24 protein-coding genes and 1 pseudogene are annotated in these 22,053 nt (G+C 71.3%); 16 read left to right on the forward strand and 9 right to left on the reverse strand.

Features of this window, described 5'->3' with window-relative positions; translation table 11 throughout:
• Window positions 1-10: 10 nt before the first annotated feature.
• Together OG361_RS36080 and OG361_RS36085 are read right to left on the reverse strand one after the other, a co-directional pair.
• Window positions 11-784, reverse strand: a complete 774-nt coding sequence (locus OG361_RS36080; RefSeq protein ID WP_405860397.1) for a VOC family protein — start codon at window positions 782-784, stop codon at window positions 11-13.
• A 124-nt stretch (window positions 785-908) separates the two neighbouring features.
• A complete protein-coding gene (locus OG361_RS36085; protein WP_405860399.1) occupies window positions 909-1,862 on the reverse strand; it encodes an NAD(P)/FAD-dependent oxidoreductase in 954 nt (317 codons plus the stop codon).
• 132 nt (window positions 1,863-1,994) lie between these two features.
• Between OG361_RS36085 and OG361_RS36090 the strand changes: the two genes are divergently transcribed.
• The 12 genes and pseudogenes from OG361_RS36090 to OG361_RS36145 all read left to right on the forward strand — a co-directional run.
• Window positions 1,995-2,582: a helix-turn-helix domain-containing protein gene (locus tag OG361_RS36090; protein ID WP_405860401.1), complete on the forward strand. Its 588-nt coding sequence runs from the start codon at window positions 1,995-1,997 to the stop codon at window positions 2,580-2,582.
• A gap of 68 nt (window positions 2,583-2,650) precedes the next feature.
• Complete coding sequence (locus tag OG361_RS36095) at window positions 2,651-3,619, forward strand: NADPH:quinone oxidoreductase family protein (RefSeq protein WP_405860403.1); 969 nt, start codon at window positions 2,651-2,653, stop codon at window positions 3,617-3,619.
• A complete protein-coding gene (locus OG361_RS36100; protein WP_405860405.1) occupies window positions 3,616-4,818 on the forward strand; it encodes an acyl-CoA dehydrogenase family protein in 1,203 nt (400 codons plus the stop codon). The genes OG361_RS36095 and OG361_RS36100 overlap by 4 nt, the downstream gene beginning before the upstream one ends.
• The gene (locus OG361_RS36105) at window positions 4,815-5,918 is read left to right on the forward strand and encodes an acyl-CoA dehydrogenase family protein (protein WP_405860407.1); all 1,104 of its coding nucleotides are present in this window, start codon (window positions 4,815-4,817) and stop codon (window positions 5,916-5,918) included. The genes OG361_RS36100 and OG361_RS36105 overlap by 4 nt, the downstream gene beginning before the upstream one ends.
• A 110-nt stretch (window positions 5,919-6,028) precedes the next feature.
• On the forward strand, window positions 6,029-7,645 hold the full coding sequence (locus OG361_RS36110; protein ID WP_405860409.1) for an ABC transporter substrate-binding protein: 1,617 nt from the start codon (window positions 6,029-6,031) through the stop codon (window positions 7,643-7,645).
• The gene (locus OG361_RS36115; protein ID WP_405860411.1) at window positions 7,642-8,634 is read left to right on the forward strand and encodes an ABC transporter permease; all 993 of its coding nucleotides are present in this window, start codon (window positions 7,642-7,644) and stop codon (window positions 8,632-8,634) included. Before OG361_RS36110 ends, OG361_RS36115 begins: the two co-directional genes overlap by 4 nt.
• On the forward strand, window positions 8,627-9,463 hold the full coding sequence (locus OG361_RS36120) for an ABC transporter permease (protein ID WP_405860413.1): 837 nt from the start codon (window positions 8,627-8,629) through the stop codon (window positions 9,461-9,463). The genes OG361_RS36115 and OG361_RS36120 overlap by 8 nt, the downstream gene beginning before the upstream one ends.
• Complete coding sequence (locus tag OG361_RS36125) at window positions 9,460-10,461, forward strand: ABC transporter ATP-binding protein (RefSeq protein WP_405860415.1); 1,002 nt, start codon at window positions 9,460-9,462, stop codon at window positions 10,459-10,461. The genes OG361_RS36120 and OG361_RS36125 overlap by 4 nt, the downstream gene beginning before the upstream one ends.
• On the forward strand, window positions 10,454-11,125 hold the full coding sequence (locus OG361_RS36130; RefSeq protein WP_405860417.1) for an ABC transporter ATP-binding protein: 672 nt from the start codon (window positions 10,454-10,456) through the stop codon (window positions 11,123-11,125). Before OG361_RS36125 ends, OG361_RS36130 begins: the two co-directional genes overlap by 8 nt.
• Complete coding sequence (locus OG361_RS36135; protein ID WP_405860419.1) at window positions 11,122-11,784, forward strand: hypothetical protein; 663 nt, start codon at window positions 11,122-11,124, stop codon at window positions 11,782-11,784. Before OG361_RS36130 ends, OG361_RS36135 begins: the two co-directional genes overlap by 4 nt.
• Before the next feature lie 164 nt (window positions 11,785-11,948).
• Window positions 11,949-12,143, forward strand: a complete 195-nt coding sequence (locus tag OG361_RS36140) for a hypothetical protein (protein WP_384562485.1) — start codon at window positions 11,949-11,951, stop codon at window positions 12,141-12,143.
• Window positions 12,144-12,259: 116 nt separating this feature from the next.
• Window positions 12,260-12,778: pseudogene (locus OG361_RS36145) on the forward strand (hypothetical protein); the annotation flags it as partial.
• Between the two features lie 417 nt (window positions 12,779-13,195).
• On the opposite strand, the gene OG361_RS36150 reads toward OG361_RS36145, so the two are convergent.
• Window positions 13,196-13,498, reverse strand: a complete 303-nt coding sequence (locus tag OG361_RS36150) for a hypothetical protein (RefSeq protein ID WP_405860421.1) — start codon at window positions 13,496-13,498, stop codon at window positions 13,196-13,198.
• 309 nt (window positions 13,499-13,807) lie between these two features.
• The gene (locus OG361_RS36155; protein WP_405860423.1) at window positions 13,808-14,539 is read right to left on the reverse strand and encodes a MarR family transcriptional regulator; all 732 of its coding nucleotides are present in this window, start codon (window positions 14,537-14,539) and stop codon (window positions 13,808-13,810) included.
• Between the two features lie 225 nt (window positions 14,540-14,764).
• Between OG361_RS36155 and OG361_RS36160 the strand changes: the two genes are divergently transcribed.
• Window positions 14,765-15,760: a hypothetical protein gene (locus tag OG361_RS36160; RefSeq protein WP_405860425.1), complete on the forward strand. Its 996-nt coding sequence runs from the start codon at window positions 14,765-14,767 to the stop codon at window positions 15,758-15,760.
• Window positions 15,761-16,304: 544 nt separating this feature from the next.
• On the opposite strand, the gene OG361_RS36165 is transcribed toward OG361_RS36160, so the two are convergent.
• From OG361_RS36165 to OG361_RS36185, 5 genes are all read right to left on the reverse strand, one after another.
• Complete coding sequence (locus OG361_RS36165) at window positions 16,305-17,093, reverse strand: ABC transporter permease (RefSeq protein ID WP_405862630.1); 789 nt, start codon at window positions 17,091-17,093, stop codon at window positions 16,305-16,307.
• 2 nt (window positions 17,094-17,095) lie between these two features.
• The gene (locus OG361_RS36170) at window positions 17,096-18,097 is read right to left on the reverse strand and encodes an ATP-binding cassette domain-containing protein (protein ID WP_405860426.1); all 1,002 of its coding nucleotides are present in this window, start codon (window positions 18,095-18,097) and stop codon (window positions 17,096-17,098) included.
• A 312-nt stretch (window positions 18,098-18,409) separates the two neighbouring features.
• Window positions 18,410-18,736: a DUF1048 domain-containing protein gene (locus tag OG361_RS36175; RefSeq protein ID WP_405860428.1), complete on the reverse strand. Its 327-nt coding sequence runs from the start codon at window positions 18,734-18,736 to the stop codon at window positions 18,410-18,412.
• A gap of 1 nt (window position 18,737) precedes the next feature.
• Window positions 18,738-19,094, reverse strand: a complete 357-nt coding sequence (locus OG361_RS36180; RefSeq protein WP_405860430.1) for a DUF1048 domain-containing protein — start codon at window positions 19,092-19,094, stop codon at window positions 18,738-18,740.
• Window positions 19,091-19,417 carry a PadR family transcriptional regulator gene (locus OG361_RS36185; protein WP_405860432.1) on the reverse strand — a complete coding sequence of 109 codons (327 nt, stop codon included), beginning with the start codon at window positions 19,415-19,417 and terminating at the stop codon, window positions 19,091-19,093. Before OG361_RS36185 ends, OG361_RS36180 begins: the two co-directional genes overlap by 4 nt.
• A 504-nt stretch (window positions 19,418-19,921) precedes the next feature.
• Here OG361_RS36185 and OG361_RS36190 point away from each other — a divergent pair.
• The 3 genes from OG361_RS36190 (at window position 19,922) to OG361_RS36200 (ending at window position 22,045) form a co-directional block, all read left to right on the forward strand.
• Window positions 19,922-20,257 (forward strand): ArsR/SmtB family transcription factor, encoded by a 336-nt coding sequence (locus tag OG361_RS36190; RefSeq protein WP_405860433.1) that lies wholly within the window; start codon window positions 19,922-19,924, stop codon window positions 20,255-20,257.
• Window positions 20,258-20,956, forward strand: coding sequence for a cation transporter (locus tag OG361_RS36195; RefSeq protein ID WP_405860435.1), 699 nt, complete (start codon window positions 20,258-20,260; stop codon window positions 20,954-20,956).
• A gap of 273 nt (window positions 20,957-21,229) precedes the next feature.
• Complete coding sequence (locus OG361_RS36200; RefSeq protein WP_405860437.1) at window positions 21,230-22,045, forward strand: sulfite exporter TauE/SafE family protein; 816 nt, start codon at window positions 21,230-21,232, stop codon at window positions 22,043-22,045.
• Window positions 22,046-22,053: the final 8 nt, after the last annotated feature.

Below are 22,053 nucleotides of genomic sequence, written 5' to 3' on the forward strand. Positions count from 1 at the left end.
GTCCTCCCGCTCATCCCATCGGCGCGGGCTTCAGCACGGCGAAGGGTGCGTCGAAGGGGTCGGCGAGCCAGGCGATGCGGCCGACGTCGGGGATGTCGGCCGCGGGCATGAGGACCGAGCCGCCGTTGCCCTGTGCCGTGCGGGCGATCGCGTCGACGTCCTCGACCGCGAAGTACGGGATCCAGTGGGGAGTCTCGCCCTGGAGCTCCGCGACACCGCCGAACGAGGCGTCCTCCTGGTTCCCCTCGGCCGTGGAGATCACCCGGTAGGTCATGCCGGGCGCGTCCATCGCCGCCCACCGCCAGCCGAACAGCTTCTGGTAGAAGGCGAGGACGGACTCCGGGTCGGCGACGTGGAGTTCGGCCCAGACGAGGGTGTTGGTCGAGGAGGTCCGCTCCAGGCCCTGGACGGAGCCCGGCTGCCAGACGGCGAACTGGGCGCCGCCCGGGTCGGTGAGCGCGGCCATGCGACCCGCCTCCATGACGTCCATGACCGGGACGCGGACGGTGCCGCCCGAGGACTCGGCGGTCTTCTGCGTGGCGTCCGCGTCCGGCGTCCGGAAGTACACCGTCCAGGCGCTGCGGGCGCCCTCCTCGGTGAGCGGTCCGAGCGCGGCGACCGTGCTGCCGTCCTGCTGGAAGAAGCCGTAGCCGCCGGCTTCCGGTCCCGCCGACCGGAACTCCCAGCCGAAGACGGCGCCGTAGAACGCCGCGGCGGCCTCCGTGTCGGGGCTGCCGAGATCGATCCAGCTGGGGGATCCCGTGGTGAACTGCGTACCGAGCATGGGGGTGTCCTGTCCTTCCGTCGTCCGTGACTGCCGGAGCTGCGCCGCCGGTCCCACCGGCTTCCGGCCACCATTGCCGATCCTCACCCCTGCGGCCCGGTGGCGCAGCCGCAGTACCCGGGGTTCATCCGCACGGCCGACCGGCCACCGCGTCCTCCAGGTCGGCGAAGCGCAGTTCGCCGTTGATAGCCGCGCCCGCCCGGTAGCCCCGGCTGACCGCGTTGACCACCTGCTCCTGCGGGCCCGTCACGTTCCCGGCCGCCCAGACGCCCGGCACGCTCGTCCGGCCCGTCTCGTCCACCGTGACGAACTCCCCGAACGGCGTCTCGCACAGCGCGGCTCCCAGCTGCCGCAGGACTCCGTCCCGGGGCGCGAGGCGATCGGCCCCGACGAAGACCACGGAGCGGGGGACCGTCCGGCCGTCGGCGAGCCGGACCCCGGTCAGCCGGTCGTCCTCGGTGACGAGCCCAGCCACCTCGCCGGCGACGACCTCGACGCCGGCCGCGTCGAGCAGCGCCGCGTCATGGGCGGAGAGCTCACCTGCGGTGTGCAGGAAGAGGGTCACGTCCGTGGACCAGTGGGAGACCATCAGCGCCTGGTGCGCGGGCATCCTCGGGTGCGCGATCACACCGAAGGCCCGGTCGCGCACCTCCCAGCCGTGGCAGTACGGGCAGTGCAGCACGTCGCGGCCCCACCGCTCGGCGACCCCGTCGATCCCCGGGAGCTCGTCGACGAGCCCGGTCGTGACGACGAGCCGCCGCGCGCGCACGGCCGCCCCGTCCGCGAGGGACACGGCGAACCCGTCCCGCCCGTCGGGCGCCGCGCCCGTCACCCGACCGGCCCGCCACTCCACCCCGTACGCGGTGAGCTCGCGCCGGCCGACCTCCAGGTACTCGGCGGGGCTCACCCCGTCCCGGGACAGGACGCCGTGCATGTGCGCCGCCGGGGCGTTCCTGGGCTCGCCCGCGTCGACCACCAGGGTGCGCCGCCGTGACCGGCCCAGGATCAGTGCGGCGCTGAGCCCGGCCGCACCCCCGCCGACCACCACGACGTCGTACCGCTCGTCCGTCTTCGTCATCTCCGTGCTCCTCATTCTGTGCCGGTCAGGTGCGCGATGTCTGTTCCGGTCGGGTTCGCGCTCATGGGGTGAGCGTCACTCCTGGCCGGATAAGGCGGCAAGAAATCTTGCCGTTCCTGCAACACTGGATCCATGACCGAAGACGACCGCATCGACGCCGTGCTGAACGAGGTGGGTCCCCGGCTCCGCCGGGTCCGCCGCGACCGCGGGGTGACCCTGGCCGAGCTCTCCGCCGCCACCGGCATCTCCGTGAGCACCCTCTCCCGGCTGGAGTCCGGGCAGCGCAAGCCCAGCCTCGAACTGCTCCTGCCGCTCGCCCGCGCCCATCAGGTCCCGCTGGACGAGCTGGTCGGCGCCCCCGCGGTGGGCGACCCCCGGGTCAAGGCCCGGCCGATCGTCCGCCACGGCCGCACGATGTACCCGCTGACCCGGCAGCCCGGTGGGCTCCAGGCGTACAAGGTGATCGAGGAGAAGCCGCACGAGCCCCCGGAGCCCCGCGTCCACGAGGGGTACGAGTGGCTGTACGTGCTCTCCGGGAAGCTGCGGCTCGTCCTCGGCGAGCACGACGTCGTCCTCGCCGCGGGCGAGGCGGCCGAGTTCGACACGCGCGTCCCGCACTGGTTCGGGCCGACGGCCGACGGCCCGGTGGAGTTCCTCAGCCTCTTCGGACCGCAGGGGGAGCGCATGCACGTCAGGGCCCGGCCGAAGAAGTCCGGCTGACCCGTTCCACGGGATGCAAGCGACCGCTTAGTATGCAACCGACCACTCGGTACGGAGGAGGCTCGCGGATGCAGGCATGGCGTGTGTACGAGAACGGCGAACCGGGCGCGGTGATGCGCCGCGAGGAGGTGGAGCCGCCCACGCCCGCGGACGGGCAGCTCCTCCTCAGGGTCCGCGCCGCCAACGTCAACTTCCCGGACGCGCTCCTCTGCCGCGGCCACTACCAGGTCCGGCCCCCGCTGCCCTTCACCCCCGGCGTGGAGCTCTGCGGCGAGACCGAGGACGGGCGCCGGGTGATCACCACGGCCGCCCTCCCGCACGGCGGATTCGCCACCTACGCGCTCGTCGACGCCGCCGGACTGCTCCCCGCCCCGGAGAGCCTGGACGACGCCGAGGCCGCCGCGCTGCACATCGGCTACCAGACCGGCTGGTTCGGCCTGCACCGCAGGGCCGCCCTCCAGGAGGGCGAGACCCTCCTCGTCCACGCGGCGGCGGGCGGCGTCGGCAGCGCCGCCGTCCAGCTCGGCAAGGCGGCCGGCGCCACCGTCATCGGGGTCGTCGGCGGACCGGAGAAGGCCGCCGTCGCCCGCGCCCTCGGCTGCGACCTCGTCGTCGACCGCCGCTCCGAGGACGTCGTCGCCGCCGTCAAGGCCGCGACCGGCGGCCGGGGCGCCGACGTGATCTACGACCCCGTCGGCGGCGAGGCCTACCAGCAGTCCGCCAAGTGCGTCGCCTTCGAGGGTCGGATCGTGATCGTCGGCTTCGCGAGCGGCACCGTCCCCACCCCGGCCCTCAACCACGCCCTCGTGAAGAACTACTCCGTCCTCGGCCTTCACTGGGGCCTCTACGCGGCGAAGGACCCGGCCGCGATCGCCCGCTGCCACGAGACCCTGACCGCCTACGCCGCCAAGGGCCTCATCAAGCCCCTCATCGGCGAGCGCGTCCCCTTCGCCGGCGCGGCGGACGCCGTCCAGCGCGTCGCCGACGGCACCACCACCGGCCGCCTGGTCGTCCTCCCGGAAGGAGCCCGCGCATGACCGACGCCGTACGCACGGCCGACGCCGAAGAACTCCGCTCCCTCACCCGGAAGCTGCTCGCCGACCACCCGCCCGCGACCACCGACCGCACCGACTTCCTGCGCGCCCGCTTCGACGCCGGACTCGCCTGGGTGCACTACCCGGTGGGCCTCGGCGGACTCGACGCGCCCCGCGCGCTCCAGGCCGTCGTCGACGCCGCACTCGCCGCCGCGGGCGCCCCCGACAACGACCCGCGCCGCATCGGCATCGGCCTCGGCATGGCCGCCCCCACCCTCCTCGCGTACGGCTCCGACGAGGTCAAGCGCCGCTTCCTCCGGCCGCTGTGGGTGGGCGAGGAGGTGTGGTGCCAGCTCTTCAGCGAGCCCGGCGCCGGGTCCGACCTCGCCGCGCTCGGCACCCGCGCCGTCCGGGACGACGGGGGAGACTGGGTGATCGACGGGCAGAAGGTGTGGACCTCCAGCGCCCACGTCGCCCGCTGGGCCATCCTCATCGCCCGCACCGACCCGGACGTGCCCAAGCACCGGGGCATCACCTACTTCGTCTGCGACATGACCGACCCCGGCGTGGAGGTCCGGCCGCTGCGCCAGATCACCGGCGAGGCCGAGTTCAACGAGGTCTTCCTCACCGGCGTCCGGATCCCCGACGCCCACCGCCTCGGGGAGACCGGCGACGGCTGGCGGGTCGCGCAGACCACGCTCATGAACGAGCGGGTCTCCATCGGCGGCGCCCGCATCCCGCGTGAGGGCGGCATGATCGGGAAGGCCGCCGCGACCTGGCGCGAGCGCCCCGAGCTCCGCACCCACGACCTGCACCGGCGCCTCCTCGACCTCTGGGTCGACGCCGAGGTCGCCCGGCTCACCGGCGAACGGCTCCGCCAGCAGCTCGTCGCGGGCCAGCCCGGCCCCGAGGGCAGCGCGATGAAGCTCGGCTTCGCCCGGCTCAACCAGGCCATCAGCGGCCTCGAAGTGGAACTCCTCGGCGAGGAGGGGCTGCTGTACGGGGAGTGGGAGATGCGCCGCCCCGAGCTCGTCGACTTCACCGGCCGGGACGCCGGCTACCGCTATCTGCGCTCCAAGGGCAACTCGATCGAGGGCGGTACGACCGAGGTCCTGCTCAACATCGTCGCCGAACGGGTCCTCGGCCTGCCGTCCGAGCCCCGCAACGACAAGGACGTCGCCTGGAAGGACCTCGCCCGATGACAGAGACGACAGAGCAGACGGAGAAGTACGACCTCCTCTACTCCGAGACCGAGGACGACCTGCGGACCGCCGTCCGCTCCCTCCTCGCCGACCGGGCCGGCCCCCAGGACCTGCTCGGCCGGATCGAGACGGACAGCCCGTACGTCCCCGGGCTCTGGAAGGCGCTCGCCGGCGACATGGGCGCCGCCGGACTCCTCGTACCCGAGAAGCTCGGCGGCCAGGGCGCGAGCCACCGCGAGGCCGCCGTCGTCCTGGAGGAGCTGGGCCGCGCGGTGACCCCGGCGCCGTACCTCACGAGCGCGGTCGTGGCCACCGAGACGTTGCTCGCCCTCGTGGGGGAGAGCGCCCCGGCGGCCGAGCTCCTCGCCGGGCTCGCGAGCGGGCGCACGGTCGCCGTGCTCGCCGTCCCGCTCTCCGCCGCCCCGGACGCGGAGTCGCCCACCGCGTCCACCGTCACCGGGGTCGCGGACGCCGGCGCCGCCGACGTCCTGCTCGTCCCGCGCGCCGACGGCCTGTACGCCGTGCCCGCCGGCGAGGCGACCGTCGAGCCGCAGACCCCGCTCGACCTCACCCGCCCGCTCGCCCGGGTCACCACCCCGGCCGGGAGCGGCACCCGGCTCGCCGGGCCGGACGCGGCCCGCGCCGCGATCCGCCGGGGGCTGCTGGTGGGCGCCGGACTGCTCGCCTCCGAGCAGCTCGGTCTCGCCGAGTGGTGCCTGGAGGAGACCGTCCGGCACACCAGGGAGCGCCACCAGTTCAACCGGCCGGTCGGCTCCTTCCAGGCGCTCAAGCACCGCATGGCCCAGCTCTGGCTGGACGTGGTCGGGGCCAGGGCGGCGGCCCGCGCCGCCGCCGACGCCCTCGCCGGCGGGAGCCCGGACGCCCCGCTCACGGTCGCCGTCGCCCAGGTCTACTGCTCCCGGGTGGCGGTCCGCGCCGCCGAGGAGTGCGTCCAGCTGCACGGCGGGATCGGGATGACCTGGGAGCACCCCGCGCACCTCGCGCTCAAGCGGGCCAAGTCCGACCAGATCGCGCTGGGTTCGGCGGGCCGGCACCAGGACGTGATCGCCGGCCTGGTGGGCCTCCCCGCCCCCGAGTAGGAGAGTGTCGTGGCCCGGTAAGGGGTCACCGTGTCCGCACCCCTTTACATACTGTTTAATTGCAAGCCGTTCGCAATAACAGTTGATCTCCAAAAAGGGGTGTGGACACGATGACCGCCCGATCCATCCGGGGCGCGGCCGCCGCGATACTCGCGGGGGCAGTGGCCCTCACGGCGGCGGCCTGCACGAACCCCGGCTCCACCGCCGGGGACTCCGGCGGCCCCAAGGATTCCGCGGTCGTCGGCATCGCCTACGAGCCCGAGACGCTCAGCCCGCTCCTCGGCTACGGCAAGGACGGCAACTCCAAGATCTTCGACGGGCTCCTCGCCTTCGACGCCGACATGAAGCTCCGGCCGGCCCTCGCCGCCGAGCTTCCCCACATCAGCGCCGACGGCCTCACCTACACGTACACCCTCCGCGAGGGCGTCACCTTCAGCGACGGAGCCCCCTTCACCTCGAAGGACGTCGTCTTCACGTACAGGACGATCCTCGACCCGAAGACGAACAACGCCTCCCGCACCGAGCTCGACGCCATCAGGAACGTCGAGGCCATCGGCGACGACACCGTCGTCTTCACCCTGAAGTACCCCTACGCGGCCTTCGCCGAGCGCACCGTCCTCGCCATCGCCCCCGAGCACGTCGTCTCGAAGCAGGACGTCAACACCGGTGCCTTCACCACCAGGCCGATCGGCACCGGACCGTACGTCCTCACCGGCTGGTCCAAGGGCGAGAAGCTCAGCTTCAAGGCCAACCCCACCTACTGGGACGGCGCGCCCCCGGTGAAGAAGTTCACCATGGCCGTCGTCAAGGACGACGACGTCCGCGCGACCCGGCTGCGCGCCGGCGACCTCGACGGCGCCATCCTGCCGCCCAACCTCGCCGAGGGATTCAAGGGCGACAAGGGGAGGAAGACGTACGCGGCGAAGACCTACGACTACCGCACCGTCACCCTCCCCACCCACCACGCGGTCACCGGCGACACCGCCGTCCGCCGCGCCCTCGACATCGCCGTCGACCGCCAGGCCATGGTCGACAAGATCCTCGAAGACGCCGGGAAGCCCGCCTACGGGCCCGTCCCGACCGACAGCCCCTGGTTCGCGAAGGGAACCGAGCGCCGCCACGACCTCGCCGGCGCCCGGAAGATCCTCGACGAGGCCGGCTGGAAGCCCGGCCCCGACGGCATCCGCGTCAGGAACGGCGTCCGCGCCGAGTTCCCGCTCTGGTACCTCTCCGGCGACAAACTCCGCCAGGACCACGCCCTCGCCTACGCCTCCGACGCCAAGAAGGCCGGCATCGAGATCAAGACCCAGGCCGGCACCTGGGAGGTCATCGAACCCCGCATGAAGACCGACGCCGTCCTCGCCGGCGGCGGCTCGCCCGGCGACCCCGACTTCGACCAGTACCTGCTCCTGAAGTCCTCCCTCGCGGGCGACGGCTTCAACAACATGGCCTGGTACGACAACAAGACCGTCGACCGCGCCCTGGAGGACGGCCGCCGGACCGACGACCCCGCCGAGCGCCGCGCCGCCTACGACACCGTCCAGCGCGAACTGGCCAAGAACCCCGGCTACACCTTCCTCACCCACATCGACCACCTGTACGTCGTCAACGACAGCTGGGACGGACTGAGCACCCAGATCGAGCCGCACGACCACGGCCTCGCCTCCGGCCCCTGGTGGAACGTCGAGGGCTGGAAGCCGAAGTCCACGGGGGACAAGGGCAAGTGAAGCGCCGCCTCCCCTGGGGGGCCATGGCGCGGATGACGGGACGGCGCGCCCTGGCCGCCGTCCCCGTCCTCCTCGCGGTCACCTTCGCGGTGTTCGCCGTCGCCGCGGCCTCCCCCTTCGACCCCGTGAAGGCCTACGCCGGCACCGCCGGACTGACCGCCTCGCAGGAGAACCTCGACCAGCTCCGCGCCAACCTCGGCGCCGACCGACCCCTCCTCACCCGCTGGTGGGAGTGGCTCACCGCCGCCGTCACCGGCGACCTCGGCGACTCCTCGGTCATGCGGCGCCCCGTCGCCGAGGTCATCACCGAGCGCCTCGGCTGGTCCGTCCTCCTCGCCGTCTCCGCCTTCCTGATCGCCATCCTCCTCGGCACGCTCCTCGGCGTCCTCGCGGGCCGCCGCCGCGGCGGCCTCGTCGACCGGGCCGTCAGCTCCGCCGCGTACACCCTGGAAGCCGCGCCCGCCTTCTGGCTCGGTCTCCTCGCGATCTGGTTCTTCGCCCTGGAACTGGGCGTCCTCCCGGCCGGCGGGCTCACCGACACGGCCAGCGACACCGTCACCGCCGACCAGGTCGCCCGCCACCTCGTGCTGCCCGCGCTCGTCCTCGGGACCTCCCAGCTGCCCTGGTTCTTCCTCTACGTCCGCCAGGGCGTCGGCGACGCCCTCGACGAGGACCCGGTGCGCGGCGCCCGCGCCCGCGGTCTCAGCCGCCGCACCGTCCTCACCGGCCACGCCTTGCGCTCCGGGATGCTGCCGATGCTCACCCTCGTCGGCTCCCGCGTCCCCGAGCTCATCACCGGCGCCCTGCTCGTGGAGACCGTCTTCAGCTGGCCCGGCATCGCCGCCGCCACCGTCCAGGCCGCGACCTCCGTCGACTTCCCGCTGCTCGCCGCGCTCACCGTCCTCGCCACCGGAGCCGTCCTCCTCGGCAACCTCCTCTCCGACCTCCTCTACGGACTCGCCGACCCGAGGGTGGGCTTCGATGGCTGACCCGCGCACCCACCGCCTCCGGCTGTGGAGCTCCGCCGCGACCGTCGGCGTCGTCCTCCTCGCCGTCCTCCTCGTGCCCCCGCTCGTCCACCTCGACGAGCAGGCCGTCGACCTCTCGCGCAAGCTCCTCCCGCCGTCCTGGGGCCACCCCTTCGGCACCGACGACCTCGGCCGGGACCTGCTCCTGCGCTGCGTCTACGGGCTGCGGATCTCGCTCCTCGTCGGGCTCGTCGCCGCGCTCGTCGCCACCGTCGTCGGCACCGCCGTCGGAGCGGCCGCCGGAGCGCTCGGCGGCTGGACCGACCGCTGCCTGATGCGGCTCGTCGACGCCTTCTCGTCCGTGCCGCACCTGCTGCTCGGCATCTTCGTCGTCGCGCTCTTCCGGCCCGGAGTCTGGCCGGTCATCGCCTCCGTCGCCGTCACCCACTGGCTCTCCACCGCCCGGATCGTCCGCTCCGAGGTCCTCTCGCTGCGCACCCGGCCCTTCGTGGACGCCGCCGTCTCCGGCGGCGCATCCCGGTGGCGCGTCGCCGTCCGGCACCTGCTGCCCGCCGTCCTGCCGCAGGCCGGACTCGCCGCCGTCCTCATGGTCCCGCACGCCATGTGGCACGAGTCGGCGCTCTCCTTCCTCGGCCTCGGCCTCCCCAGCCACCAGGCGAGCCTCGGCAACCTCGTGCAGAACGCCCGCTCCTCGCTCCTCGCCGGGGACTGGTGGCCGACCCTCTTCCCGGGCCTCCTCCTCATCGTGCCGACCCTCGCCATCGCGGGACTCGCGGGCGTGTGGCGGGACCGGCTCAACCCGCGCCGCCGATCGGAACTGATGCTGTGAACGCCGCCGACCGCACGGTCCTGCGCGCCCTGGAGGCCGTCACCGCCGAGCGGGCCGAGGACGCCCTCCTCAGCGTCCGCGACCTCACCGTCCGCTTCCGGCTGCGCGGCGGCCGGACCGTCGCCGCCGTCAGCGACGCCGACTTCGACCTCGCGGCGGGGGAGTGCCTCGCCCTCGTCGGCGAGAGCGGCTGCGGCAAGTCCGTCCTCGCCTCCGCCCTCCTCGGCCTGCTCCCGGGCAACGCCGAGACCAGCGGTACGGCGCTCCAGGACGACACCGACCTGCTCGCCGCCGACGAGAAGACCCTCGCCCGCACGGTACGGGGCCGGCGCGTCGGCCTCGTACCGCAGAGCCCCGCCGCCCACCTCACCCCCGTCCGCACCGTACGGTCCCAGCTGGAGGAGACCGTACGGGCCCTCACCGGCACCCCCCGCCGCGCCCGGCGGAAGGCCGCCGAGGACGCCGCCGAACGGGCCGCCTTCCCGGCCGGACACCTCGACCGGTACCCGCACGAACTCTCCGGCGGCCTCGCCCAGCGCGCCGCCACCGCCCTCGCCCTCATCGGCGACGCCCGCCTCCTGCTCGCCGACGAACCCACCACCGGCCTCGACCGCGACCTCGTCGACCGCACCGTCGACGAGCTGCGCCGCCACGTCGACCAGGGCCGCGGCCTGCTCCTCATCACCCACGACCTCGCCGCCGCCGCACGCATCGCCGACCGCGTCGCCGTGATGTACGCGGGCCGGATCGTCGAGATCGCCCCCGCCCACCGCTTCTTCGGCTCCGCCGGACCCCGTCACCCCTACGCGCGCGGGCTCCTCGACGCGCTCCCCGAACGGGCCTTCACCCCCATCCCCGGGATGCCCCCGGAGCTCTCCGCGCTGCCCGAGGGCTGCGCCTTCGCCCCACGCTGCCCCCTGGCCACCGACCTCTGCGCCACCCGCCCCGAGCCGCGCGCCGGGGTGGCCTGCCACCACCCGGAGCACCCCCGTGCTTGAACTCGACAGCATCACCGCCGGCTACGAGCGCCGCGCCCCCGTCTTCCGGGGCGCCTCGCTCACCGTCACCCCCGGCGAGTCCGTCGGCCTCCTCGGCCCCAGCGGCTGCGGCAAGTCCACCCTCGCCCGGGTCGCCGCCCTCCTCCACCGCCCCGAAGCGGGCCGCCTCGTCCTCGACGGCACCGAGATACGCGCCTGGCGCCACCGCGCCCCGCGCGACCTGCGCACCGCCGTCGGCGTCGTCTTCCAGCAGCCCCGCACCGCCGCCGACCCCCGGCTGACCCTCGCCGAGATCGTCGCCGAACCGCTCCGCGCCACCGGCCGCCGCGCCGAGGCCGAGAGCCGGGTCGCCGAACTCGCCCCGGCCGTCGGCCTCACCGCCGACCTGCTCACCCGACGGCCCCACGAGGTCAGCGACGGCCAGCTCCAACGCGCCTGTCTGGCCCGGGCCCTGACCCTGCGCCCCCGCTGGCTGATCTGCGACGAGATGACCGCCATGCTCGACGCCTCCACCACGGCCGCGCTCGTCGCCGCCGTCGAGACCTACCGCGCGGAGACCGGCGCGGGCCTGCTCGCCGTGGGCCACGACCGCGTCCTGCTGAACCGCTGGTGCGACCGTACGGTGGAGTGGAAGGACTGCCTGCCGCCCGAGGAGAGCCCGTGACCGGCCCCTGGACGCCGCTGACCGCCGAGGACCCGCTCGACGGGATGCGCGCCCGCCTGACGGAGGAAGCGGCGCTCCTCGGGTACGAGCCGCAGGACGGTTACGAGGACCGCTGCTGGGTCCTGCACACCGTGTACGAGGACGGGCGGCCGGTCCGCTGGAGCGAGCTGTTCGCCCGGACGGGCCACCGGATCGAGGAGTGGCGCTGGACCCTCTCGTACCTGATGTTCGAGTCCCTCGGCCTCCCGGACGAGCTGGACGGCCCCTCCGGCGGGGAGATCGACCGGGACTGTCTGGCCCGGCTCGTCGAGATCCTCGCCCTGTACAGCCCCCACGGCCCCGACGAGCCCGTCCGCGCGGCCCAGGCACCCATCGAGTCCACGCCCCGCCCGGCAGGGGCGTGGCAGGGGCGTCTCGGTGACGCGGTGGCCCACCTCGACGCCCGCCGGGAATCCGACATCGGCGAGAACTTCCCCGCCAACTGGTGGGCGGTGGAAGGCTCCTGGTTCGTCCTCACCGACTGGGACCTCAGCGCCACCGAGGTCTTCGGCAGCGCCGCACTCGTCGCCGCGCTCCTCGCGGACCCGGGGCTCGAAGCCGTACGGCATCCGCCCGTCTCCGCGCTGCCGTCGGGCACCCCGCGGTGGCCGCGGAGCTGACCGGAACGGGGCCGGGAGCGGGGCCGGGGCGGGACCCGAAGTGTGACCGGGGCGAATCTCACCCGTATGGCCGCCCCGCCATACGCCCGGACGGACCGCGCATTCCGCCACACTGTCCGCCGAACGCCGCAATTCCGGTGCGGCGACGGAGGGACGTGAAGGCGATGGCCGTTTCCATTTCTGTCGTGGTGCTGCTGCTGGTGCTGGCCGTGATCTTCCTGCGCAGCGGCGGACTCAAACTCACCCACGCGCTCGTCTGCGCCCTGCTCGGCTTCTTCCTCGCCGGCACCAGCATGGCGCCCACGATCCACAACGGGGTCGCCGCCACCGCCAACGTGGTCTCCAGCCTCAGGCCGTGATCATTGCGCGATCGTGAACTGCCTGTGAAACACAGGGCAGTTGCATGTACATCTCACAGACTCGGGCCTAGCGTCGGCGGCTGCGCGACAGATTGTCAGCAACCCGAGGAGCCGCAGTGACCACGCACCCGCCCCGAAGACGAGCACGCGCGCTCGCGCTGATCGCCGCGCTGAGCGCGACCCTCCTCGCGGGCGCCGCCCCCGTCGCACAGGCCGAGGAGATACCCCTCGCCATCGGCCACCGACTCGTCGACCACTACGACGGAGCCCCCGCCACCGCCCGGCCTGTACCCGGCAAGGCCCCCGCCCAGCACCCGTACCTCGCTCCCAACGGGCGCAGCGGTATGCACGCCGACGGGTCGGGCAGCGGCACCCACCCCTACTCCGGGCCCCTCGGCCGCGTGCCCGAGGTCGACAGCGAGCAGATCGCCCCCGTCGGCGGCGAGTGCGCCACCGTCACCTTCGACACCGGCGGCCGCCTCGTCACCGTCTGCGGGACCTTCAACGGCTTCCTGCTCAAGCTGCTCGACCCGCGCGGCCTGGACACCCTCGCCGAGTACAAGCTGCCGCAGCGCTCCTCCACCGTCGAGGCCATCACCCGCCTCGACTTCGAGAAGATCTTCAAGAAGTCCTCGCCCTCAACCCGCTGACCTGCACAGATGGCCGTGTGAGGCTTGCTGACCTGCGAGTTTACTCATTCCCGGAGCTTTCACTGTGACGTCATTTTGCGCGGTCGATTCTCCCCAGCCGCTCCCCAGCGACGTTGATTCTCCCCGGGTTCTCCCCAAGGAGTGCCGCATTATGAGGGCCGAGCCGCTGACAGTAGGGCCGTTCTGCCCTGCGAAGCCGACTACGTAATGTGGCCACCCTGGGGCTGGTGTTGGCGGAAGGTGGCCGGGTCCAGGAGAGGAACAGACCACCGAGACCTGGGGGATTCAAGGGGCGGACGGAGCTTCGTGGAATCCCACCGCACGCTCTGTTCCATCCGAGCCGCTCACGCCAGAATCAACGCGTCACGGACGGTCCCTCTACGATCATCAGGATCCACTGTCTCAGCGATCGCTGCGGTCTCCTCTGCTCAAACCGTTGGCCGCAGCGGCCGCGTCCTCCTGATCGTGCACGCGAAGGGATTCCGCACCAATCGCGGTGACGACCTCGGGGGCGAGACGGACCAGTGCCGGCAGGCAGATGCTCCAGTGACCGGCGCAGAGGGCCTGCGCCACCAGCGCTGTCGCATGGTCGGCATTGGAATCGAGCGCGATCGTCGTCAGGGCCCTGGAGCGCTCAGGCCTGGCGCTGGTGACACAGTCGACCGGCACGGCGGGCATCAGCCTCCGCAGGGGTGTTTGCGGCATCACGGAACCGTGATCCGGCAGTTGTCACCGGAATCGGGCCACCGGGACAGGTGTCGCACCTCCGCAGCGATCCGCGTGAGGGCTCGGACTTGCCCAGGCGGCACGGTAAGAAGGACTCTTCCGCCGACTTCGCCAGTTCACCGGCTCGGACTCGGACCTTGTTTAGGTCGCCGATGACGCGCAGGAGGAGAGCCAGCTGTCCTCGAACGAGGCTCCACGCCCGAGGGCGGTTCCCACGGAACCGCTGACGACCGGCCATTTCCCGGGCGGCGCGGGGGCCGTGTCCACCTGGGCCACCGCTGACCGCCCCTATGTTTCCGGAGCCGTGTGGGACCGCCTGGCGGTGTAGTTCTGCCGCCACTGCTCGGCGGCTTGGAGCATGGCGTGCCCGACGTGCTCGAAGAAGTCGCCGATGTCCCGCAGCCGGGCGCCCGCGGGGGTGGTGGCGCCGAGGGTTTCGGCTCCCGTACGGGCGAAGTCGGCCAGGGCGGTGTTCTGGCGGGCGCTGGCCATCCAGCCGCGGAACCAGGCTTCCGCGTCGATGACGTAGTGGTCGCGCCGCTGCCGCGGGTCGCGATCACGGCGGATCAGCTCGTGTTGTTCGAGCTCGCCGATGGCCTTGGAGACGGACGCGGGGCTGACACGCAGCCGTTGGACGAGCTCGGCGGCGGACAGGCTTCCGCTGTCGGTGAGGTAGAGACAGGTGAGTACGCGGGCGGTCATGCGCGGCAGCCCCGTACCGATCATGATCGCGGTGAACTGCTCCTCGAGCGCGTGGACTGCTTCACCGCCGGGTGTCTCCGGTGTCAGGTCCTTGGGGGTGGGGTCGGACGTGGGCCTGCGCCGGCGGGCGCGCTCCTCAGTGGCGCGTTGCGCTTGGTCGGCCCGGTAGTCGTCGGGGCCACCGTTGCGCGTGACCTCCCGGGTGATGGTGGACAGCGGTCGTTCCAGCCGGACCGCGATCTCGGTAGGGGTGAGCCCCGCGGCCAGTCCCTCGGCGATGTGCCGACGGTCCTGGTGGGTCAGCCTGCCTCCGGGCATGGGTGGGACCTCCTGTCATCGAGGGAGCCAGTCTGACGTTCAACTTCATCTCATTGCAAGTCTCGGAGGGGCGAACCTTGCATTCAGTGCCACTCTCATTGCAAGTGCGCGCGAAATCTGCCTGCAAATAAGCTTCTCCGGCTCTCATTTATTGTTGACGATTTTGTGAATGCAAGTTAGCTTTCGTGGAGACGTGAACGCTTACCGCCGCAGGGGGACCCCGTGATGTCGTTGCTCGATTCCGCACACTCCGCCCGGCTCGGCGCCTGGCGCACCTGGCACCGCCCGCTGGTGATCTGCGCGGCCCTGCTGGCGGCCCTCGTGGTCGTCTGCGGTGCCGGCACGGCCGTGGACGGCCGGACCCTGCTGGGTGAGTCGGTATGGGTCAAGCCGTTGAAGTTCGCCTTCGCCTTCGCCCTCTACGCCGGCACGCTGGCCTGGCTGCTGACCAAGCTGGACAAGGGCAGACGTCTGGCCTGGTGGGTCGGTACGGTCTTCGCTGTCGCCGTGGCGGCGGAGGTCGGGGCCATCACCCTTCAGGCGGCGCGTGGCACGTTCAGCCACTTCAATGCCGGCCAGAGTGACCCGGTCACCCTGGCCCTGGTGCCGATCCTCACCCTTGGTGTGATGATCATCGTCATTGCGCAACTGGTTGTCGCTGTGGTCGTGTTGATCCAGCGGACGGGCGGGCGGGACCTGAACCGGGCGATCCGCGCCGGGCTCGGCCTCGCGACCGCCGGCATGCTCATCCCGGTCTTCTGGATGGCCACCGAGATCCACCCGCGTACCGTTACCGATGCCAACGGCGCCGAGATCCCGATGTACCAGGGCCACGGCATCGGCGACCCCGACGGCCACGGCATGCCCCTGACCAACTGGAGCACGACCGGGGGCGACTTCCGGGTCCCGCACTTCTTCGCCCTGCACGGCATCCAGGTCCTCCTCGTGCTGACCGTCGCCCTGATCGCCCTCTCGGCCCGGCACGCCTGGCTGCGCGACGAGCGGGTCCGCGCCCGCCTGGTGGGCAGCGCGGCACTGGGCTACAGCGGCCTGGTCGCGGTCGTGACCTGGCAGGCTGGACGTGGCCAGTCGCTGATCCACCCGGACGGCGCGACCCTCGCCGCTCTCGCGGCTGTCCTCCTGCTCACTGCCGCGGCGACTGTACGCGTCGTCGTCACGGGCCGACGTGGCACCGCCGCCGCACACTGTCCGGCGACATGAACTCGCCATAGCCGACGACCAGTAGTACCCGGTGGCCGCGCCGAGGGAGACCCCGCCGACCGTGATCGGGTAGTGGTAGCGGAAGCCGGGGACCAGCCACCCGATGAGTGCGAATCCCCAGCTGAGTACCGTGGTTCAGGAGGTGTCCGGGCCCCCGCCCGCGTCCCGCCGTCCGCAGTCGGCGACGAGGACGACACCGCTCACCAGGGCGATCCGGTCCAGCTGGTAGGCCCGTACCAGTCTGGAAAGCATGCTTCCCGCAGTGCGTCTCAGAGCAGGCTCTTCACGGGCGTCCCACCGGCGAGGCCCTGAGGCATGGGGCGCCCGGGCAAGTCCCTGCCATGTCCTCGCCGGAGCCGTGCTCGCCTCAGCGCGTTGTCGCGGGATCGGGCCCGAGCCGCCCCTCCAAGGTCCATGCCGATCAGGCCCGCGATCGGCTGCGCGTAGGGGACCCGATCTGCACGCGAACGGGGCGGCGTACCCGACGAGGGATCTGAGTCCGCCGCCCTCGGGCGGGACGGGCTGCGGGAGGCAGCCCGCGCACTCATTCCGGGTCGCGGTTGAACTGTGCCGTCGACCAGCGGTAGCCGAGGGCGATCAGGCCGACGCACCAGGCGAGGGCGAGCCAGCCGTTGTGGCCGATCTCGGTGCCGAGCAGCAGGCCGCGGAGCGTCTCGATGGCGGGGGTGAAGGGCTGGTACTCGGCGATCGGCTGGAACCAGCCCGGCATCGTGTCGGCCGGGATGAAGGCGCTGGAGATGAGCGGGAGGAGGATCAGCGGCATGGCCATGTTGCTGGCCGCCTCCGGGTTCGGGCTGGCCATGCCCATGCCGACCGCGATCCAGGTGAGGGCCAGGGCGAACAGCGCGATCAGACCGAACGCCGCCAGCCATTCCAGGGCCGTGGCGTCCGTGGACCGGAAGCCGATGGCCACGCCGACGGCGCCGACGAGGACCACGCTGGCGATCGACTGCAGCACGCTGCCGACGACGTGTCCGACGATCACGGAGCCGCGGTAGACCGCCATCGTGCGGAAGCGGGCGATGAGGCCCTCGGTCATGTCCATGGAGACGTACACCGCGGCCCCGATCACGGTGCTGCCGACGGTCATCAGCAGGATGCCCGGGACGATGTAGGCGATGTAGTCGGAGCGGTCGGCGCCGCCGGCGATGCCGGCGCTCATCACGTCGCCGAAGATGTAGACGAAGAGCAGCAGCATCATGATCGGCGTGAGCAGCAGGTTCAGGGTCCCCGACGGGTAGCGCCACGCGTGCAGCAGATTGCGGCGCAGCATCGTGTTCGAGTCGCGGACGGCGAGGGAGAGGGAGTTCATGCTCATCGGGCGTCCTTCCTGGGCTGGCTGGGGACGTTGGTTCCGCTGGTGAGGGCGAAGAAGACGTCGTCGAGGTCGGGGGTGTGCACGGTCAGTTCGTCCGCCTCAACGCCGACCGAGTCCAGCCAGTCGAGGATGGAGCGGAGTTCGCGCTGGCTGCCGTCGCTGGGGATCTGCAGCGACAGTGCTTCGTCGTCCCGCGTGACCTCGCGCAGGGCGTCAGCGGCGGACTGGTACGCGACCGGGTCGGTGAAGCGGAGCCGGACGTGTCCGCCTGGGATGAGCCGCTTGAGCTCCTCGGCGGTGCCCTCGGCGGCGATCTTTCCGTCGTTCAACACAGCGATGCGGTCGGCGAGTTCGTCGGCCTCATCCAGGTACTGGGTGGTGAGGAAGACGGTGACGCCGTCGGAGACGAGGCCGCGGATGATGCCCCACATGTTGTGGCGGGAGCGTGGGTCGAGCCCTGTCGTCGGCTCGTCTAGGAAGATGATCCGCGGGCTGCCGACCAGCGTCATGGCGAGGTCGAGGCGGCGCTTCATGCCCCCGGAGTAGGTGGAGGCGGGCTTCTTCGCGGCCTCTACCAGGTCGAAACGCTCCAGGAGTTCGGCGGCGACCCGCCGCCCCTCGCTCTTGGAGAGGTGGTGCAGATCCGCCATGAGGAGCATGTTCTCCTCACCGGTGATCAGACCGTCGACGGCGGAGAACTGGCCGGTGACACCGATCGCGGCGCGGACCGCCTGCGGGTCGGCCGCCAGGTCGTGGCCTCCGACGCGCAGATCGCCGGCGTCGGCGGTGATCAGGGTGGAGAGGATCTTCACGGCGGTGGTCTTGCCGGCGCCGTTCGGGCCGAGCAGCGCGAAGACGGACCCGGCCGGGATGTGCAGATCGATGCCGTCGAGCACAGTCTTTTCGCCGTATGACTTGCGGAGCCCGACGGCGGAGACGGCGGTCGGCGACGGATGACCGTCACCTCGCCTGGATGTGGGCATGACAGATGAAGGCATGGCGGCTTCCTTTCGGAGGCTGAAGACGCAGGGGGAGTGGTAGCTGTTTCGGAACCCGGATCGAGTGACTGTCCGTACTGCACGTCAGTCGTGTCGTCCTGGGGATTGGTGTCGACCGGTCCGCCCCGGAGACCTGCCCGCCGGGTGCATGGGCAGGGCTGAGCCAGGTATCGCCAGCCTGCTCGACCACCTCGGTGGACAGGATCTGCGGCGGCTTCCGGTAGCAGTTCGGCTCGCGCCTGTACGCGCTGCGCCGAGGCGAACGAACCGCGCGTGCGGGCCGCTACGCCCGCTGGCATGAGGTGACGAGTGTTACTTCTCCGCGGTTCCGTGTTCCCCGCTGATGGACTCCTGGTAGACGTCCGCGTAGGTGGGCGAGTCCTTGACCAGCTCGTCGCAGAACGCGGCGACGTCGTTGCCGATGAGCTCCAGGACCCCGTTGCCCGCGGCGACGCCCTCCTCGAAGAAGTCGACGATCCCGGGGAGCAGGGGCCCGTCAGGCAGGTCGACCGGTCCGACCTTGAAGAAGTACTTCTGCATCTCCTTGTAGACGATCTGGTAGTCCGGCGGGAGCGCCTTGACCCGCGCCTTGTGCGCCCGCCACTGCTTCTTGCCCTCGATGATGTCCTGGATGCCCACGTCAGCCTCCCAGCCGGCTCAATTTCCTTGCGACGTTCCTGTTCAACTGCTCGCGCCACCGGTCGCGATAGGTCCGAGCCCCTTCTCCACCGGCCAGCGCCGCGCAGAAGCCCCGGACGTCGTCGCCGAGGACCTCGTGGACGCTCTGCCCGTCCGCCGCCGTCTCCTCGAGCAGCCCCAGGGCGGAGTCGAGAATCGGCATCAGGTTGCGGCCGGTGAAGTCACCATGGGGAAAGAGGTGACCCTTGATCTGTTCCCACGCCGCCCGGTAGTCGTCCGGCAGGGCCTGGGCCCGGGCTTCGAACGCCTTCCAATCCCTGGTGAGATCGCTGCCTGTGATGGTCTCCCAGAAGTTCATCTCCCGCCCTCCTTGAGCCTGTCGATGCGTGATGAGACGTACTGCCACCTCGCCCAGAACTTCGCGAGTTCCTCGCGTCCGGCGTCGTTGAGCGCGTAGAACTTGCGCGGCGGACCGACCCCGGACGGTCGTTTCGTCACCTGGACGAGTTTGTTCCTCTCCAGTCGCAGCAGGATGGTGTACACCGTCCCCTCGACGACGTCGGTGAAGCCGAGCTCGTTCAACTGACGAGTGATGGCGTACCCGTAGGTTTCCTCGCCGCCGATGATTTCGAGCACGCACCCTTCGAGCGTGCCCTTCAGCATCTCCGTCAGGTCGTCCATCGCGAGTCCTCCTCGGCCCTAGTGGTACTCCGTAGTACCGAGTACCACTGCACGGTAGCACTGAGTACCGCTATGCGGTATCACCGAGTAGTAGAGGGGGGCAGCGCGACAGTCTTGCCTCCTGCGGGCTTGGGGCTTCCTCTACCGCAACACGCTGAACTTGACAGAGAAGCCCTCGGTGACGAGCGATGTCAGCGAGGGTCCGGGGCGCCGCCGCAGAGTGCTGGTTGTTCCCTGGCCGCTTTCTGGGTCGGCATCTCGGTGGTGGGTGGTTGGTCAGCCGCCTCCGGCTGCTCGGCGTCCGGCCGCTAATGGCCCGCATGTCGCCCTGGTCGAACTGGCCTCCGAGCTGTCCGCGGTCGTCGTCAGCCGCCGTGCGGCATTCATCAGACCAACGCCGACGCCTGGCGGCGCCTCGTCGGTCATGGCCATACCTACGCCGCAGAGATCGCCCATCGACCATCCACGGTTATCTGAATTCAGGATTCGATGTACTGTCGTGGCGTGCTCACTCTTGCCGCTGACATCGAGGTGCTGGCGCGGTTCGGCCGTGCCCTCGCCGACCCCATCCGCTGCCGCATCCTGCTTACCCTGCGCGAGGCCCCGGCCTATCCGGCCGACCTCGCCGACGCCCTGGAGATCTCCCGGACCCGGCTGTCGAACCACCTGGCCTGCCTGCGCGACTGCGGCCTGGTCGTCACCGTGCCCGACGGTCGGCGCACCCGCTACGAACTCGCCGACGAACGCCTCGGCCACGCGCTCGACGACCTGCGGGCAGCCGTGGTCGCCGTCGAGGCCGACAAGACCTGCCCGGACACCGCGGAGAAGGGCTGCTGCTGAATGACCGCGATATCCCTCGGCCTCAGCCCAGCCCGCCGCGACACCCTCACCCGGCGCATACGCCTGCTCGTCGCCGCGACCATCACATACAACGTCATCGAAGCCGTCGTCGCGATCACCGCCGGCACCCTGGCCTCTTCCACCGCCCTCATCGGCTTCGGCCTCGACTCGATCACCGAGGTCTCCTCCGCCGCAGCCGTCGCCTGGCAGTTCTCCGCCAGAGACCACGCCGTCCGCGAAGCCCGCGAACAGCGCACCCTGCGGATCATCGCCGTCTCGTTCTTCGCGCTCGCGGCCTACGTGACAGTCGACTCCGTCCGGGCGCTGACCGGCGCGGGCGAAGCCGAGCACTCGATCCCCGGCATCGTCCTCGCCACCCTCTCCCTGGCGATCATGCCGTTCCTCTCCGCAGCCCAGCGCAAGGCCGGCCGCGAACTCGGCTCCGCTTCGGCCGTCGCCGACTCCAAGCAGACCCTGTTGTGTACCTACCTCTCCGCCGTACTCCTGGTCGGCCTGCTGGCCAACCTGCTGCTCGGTTGGTCCTGGGCAGACCCGATCGCCGCCCTCGTCATCGCCGTCATCGCCGTCAAGGAAGGCCGCGACGCCTGGCAGGGCAAGGGCTGCTGCGCACCCATCCCCACTCTCACCGTGAGCACCACGGAATCCTGTGGCTGTGCCAAGGGCTGCAGCTGCTGCTGACTGGCGCCGCCCACGGCGGCTCAGATCACTGTTTCCACGAGAACGAGCGCCACTTCGGTCGAGGTTCGGAAAGTGTTCGTCGACTCCGGTCCTCGTGAAACGTTCACAAGCTTCGACAGCACCGGGCGTGCCTGTGCCGTCGCGGAGAATGCCCGGGCGTCGAATCCAGTGCTCGGAGGTCTGAACAAGCCCCGAGCGGACGGCCGGTGCCTTTGCCTGAAGGTGGGGGCGCGCTGCGGTTGGCAGGGACGGCCACCAGCGAGGATGCCCGTCATGGCTACTGACCAGAACCTCGCCCTCTTGCGCTCGACACACTCCGCACCCGTGGTGTTCGGTGCGGGAGCGTCCATCGGCGTTCTGGGGGGAATGATCGGACTGGGCGGCGCGGAGTTCCGGCTGCCACTGTTGATCAGCCTCTTCGGATTCGCCGCGCTCTCCCCCGTCATCCTGAACAAGGCAATGAGCCTGGTCGTGGTCCTGGTCGCCTTGCCCGCCCGTCTGGCAGCCGTTCCGGCCGCCGAAGTGGCCGCTCGCTGGCCGGTAGCGGTCAACTTGCTCGCCGGCAACCTGCTCGGAGCCTGGGCCGGGGCGGCCTGGGCGGTACGCATGCGCGCCGCCACCCTCTACAAGGTGCTGGCCGCCCTGATGGTGCTCATGACAGCCGCCCTGGTCGTCACCCACACCACCACCCTCGACTCGCTCGCGCTGCCGTTGTGGGCTCAGGTGCCCTGCGGAGTCGCAGCCGGGTTCGGCATCGGAGTCGTTGCGGCCGTCATGGGCGTGGCCGGAGGGGAGCTGCTGATCCCGACGATCGTGCTGCTCTTCGGGGAAGACATCAAGACCGCAGGAAGCCTCTCCCTGTTGGTCTCCCTACCGACCATGCTCGTGGCCTTCGCCCGCTACAGCCGCGACGGCAGCTTCGCTGTCCTCGGCACCAACATTCGATTCACCACGATCATGGCGGCAGGCTCGATCGTCGGCGCGGTGCTGGGCGGACTGCTCATCGGCGTGTTCCCGGACCTGGCCCTCATCCCCGCGCTGGCCGTGATCCTTCTCGTTTCCGCGGTCAAGCTCGCCCGCCACAACTGACATCGCTC

Source organism: Streptomyces sp. NBC_00090 (genome assembly GCF_045160815.1).
GTDB lineage: Bacteria > Actinomycetota > Actinomycetes > Streptomycetales > Streptomycetaceae > Streptomyces.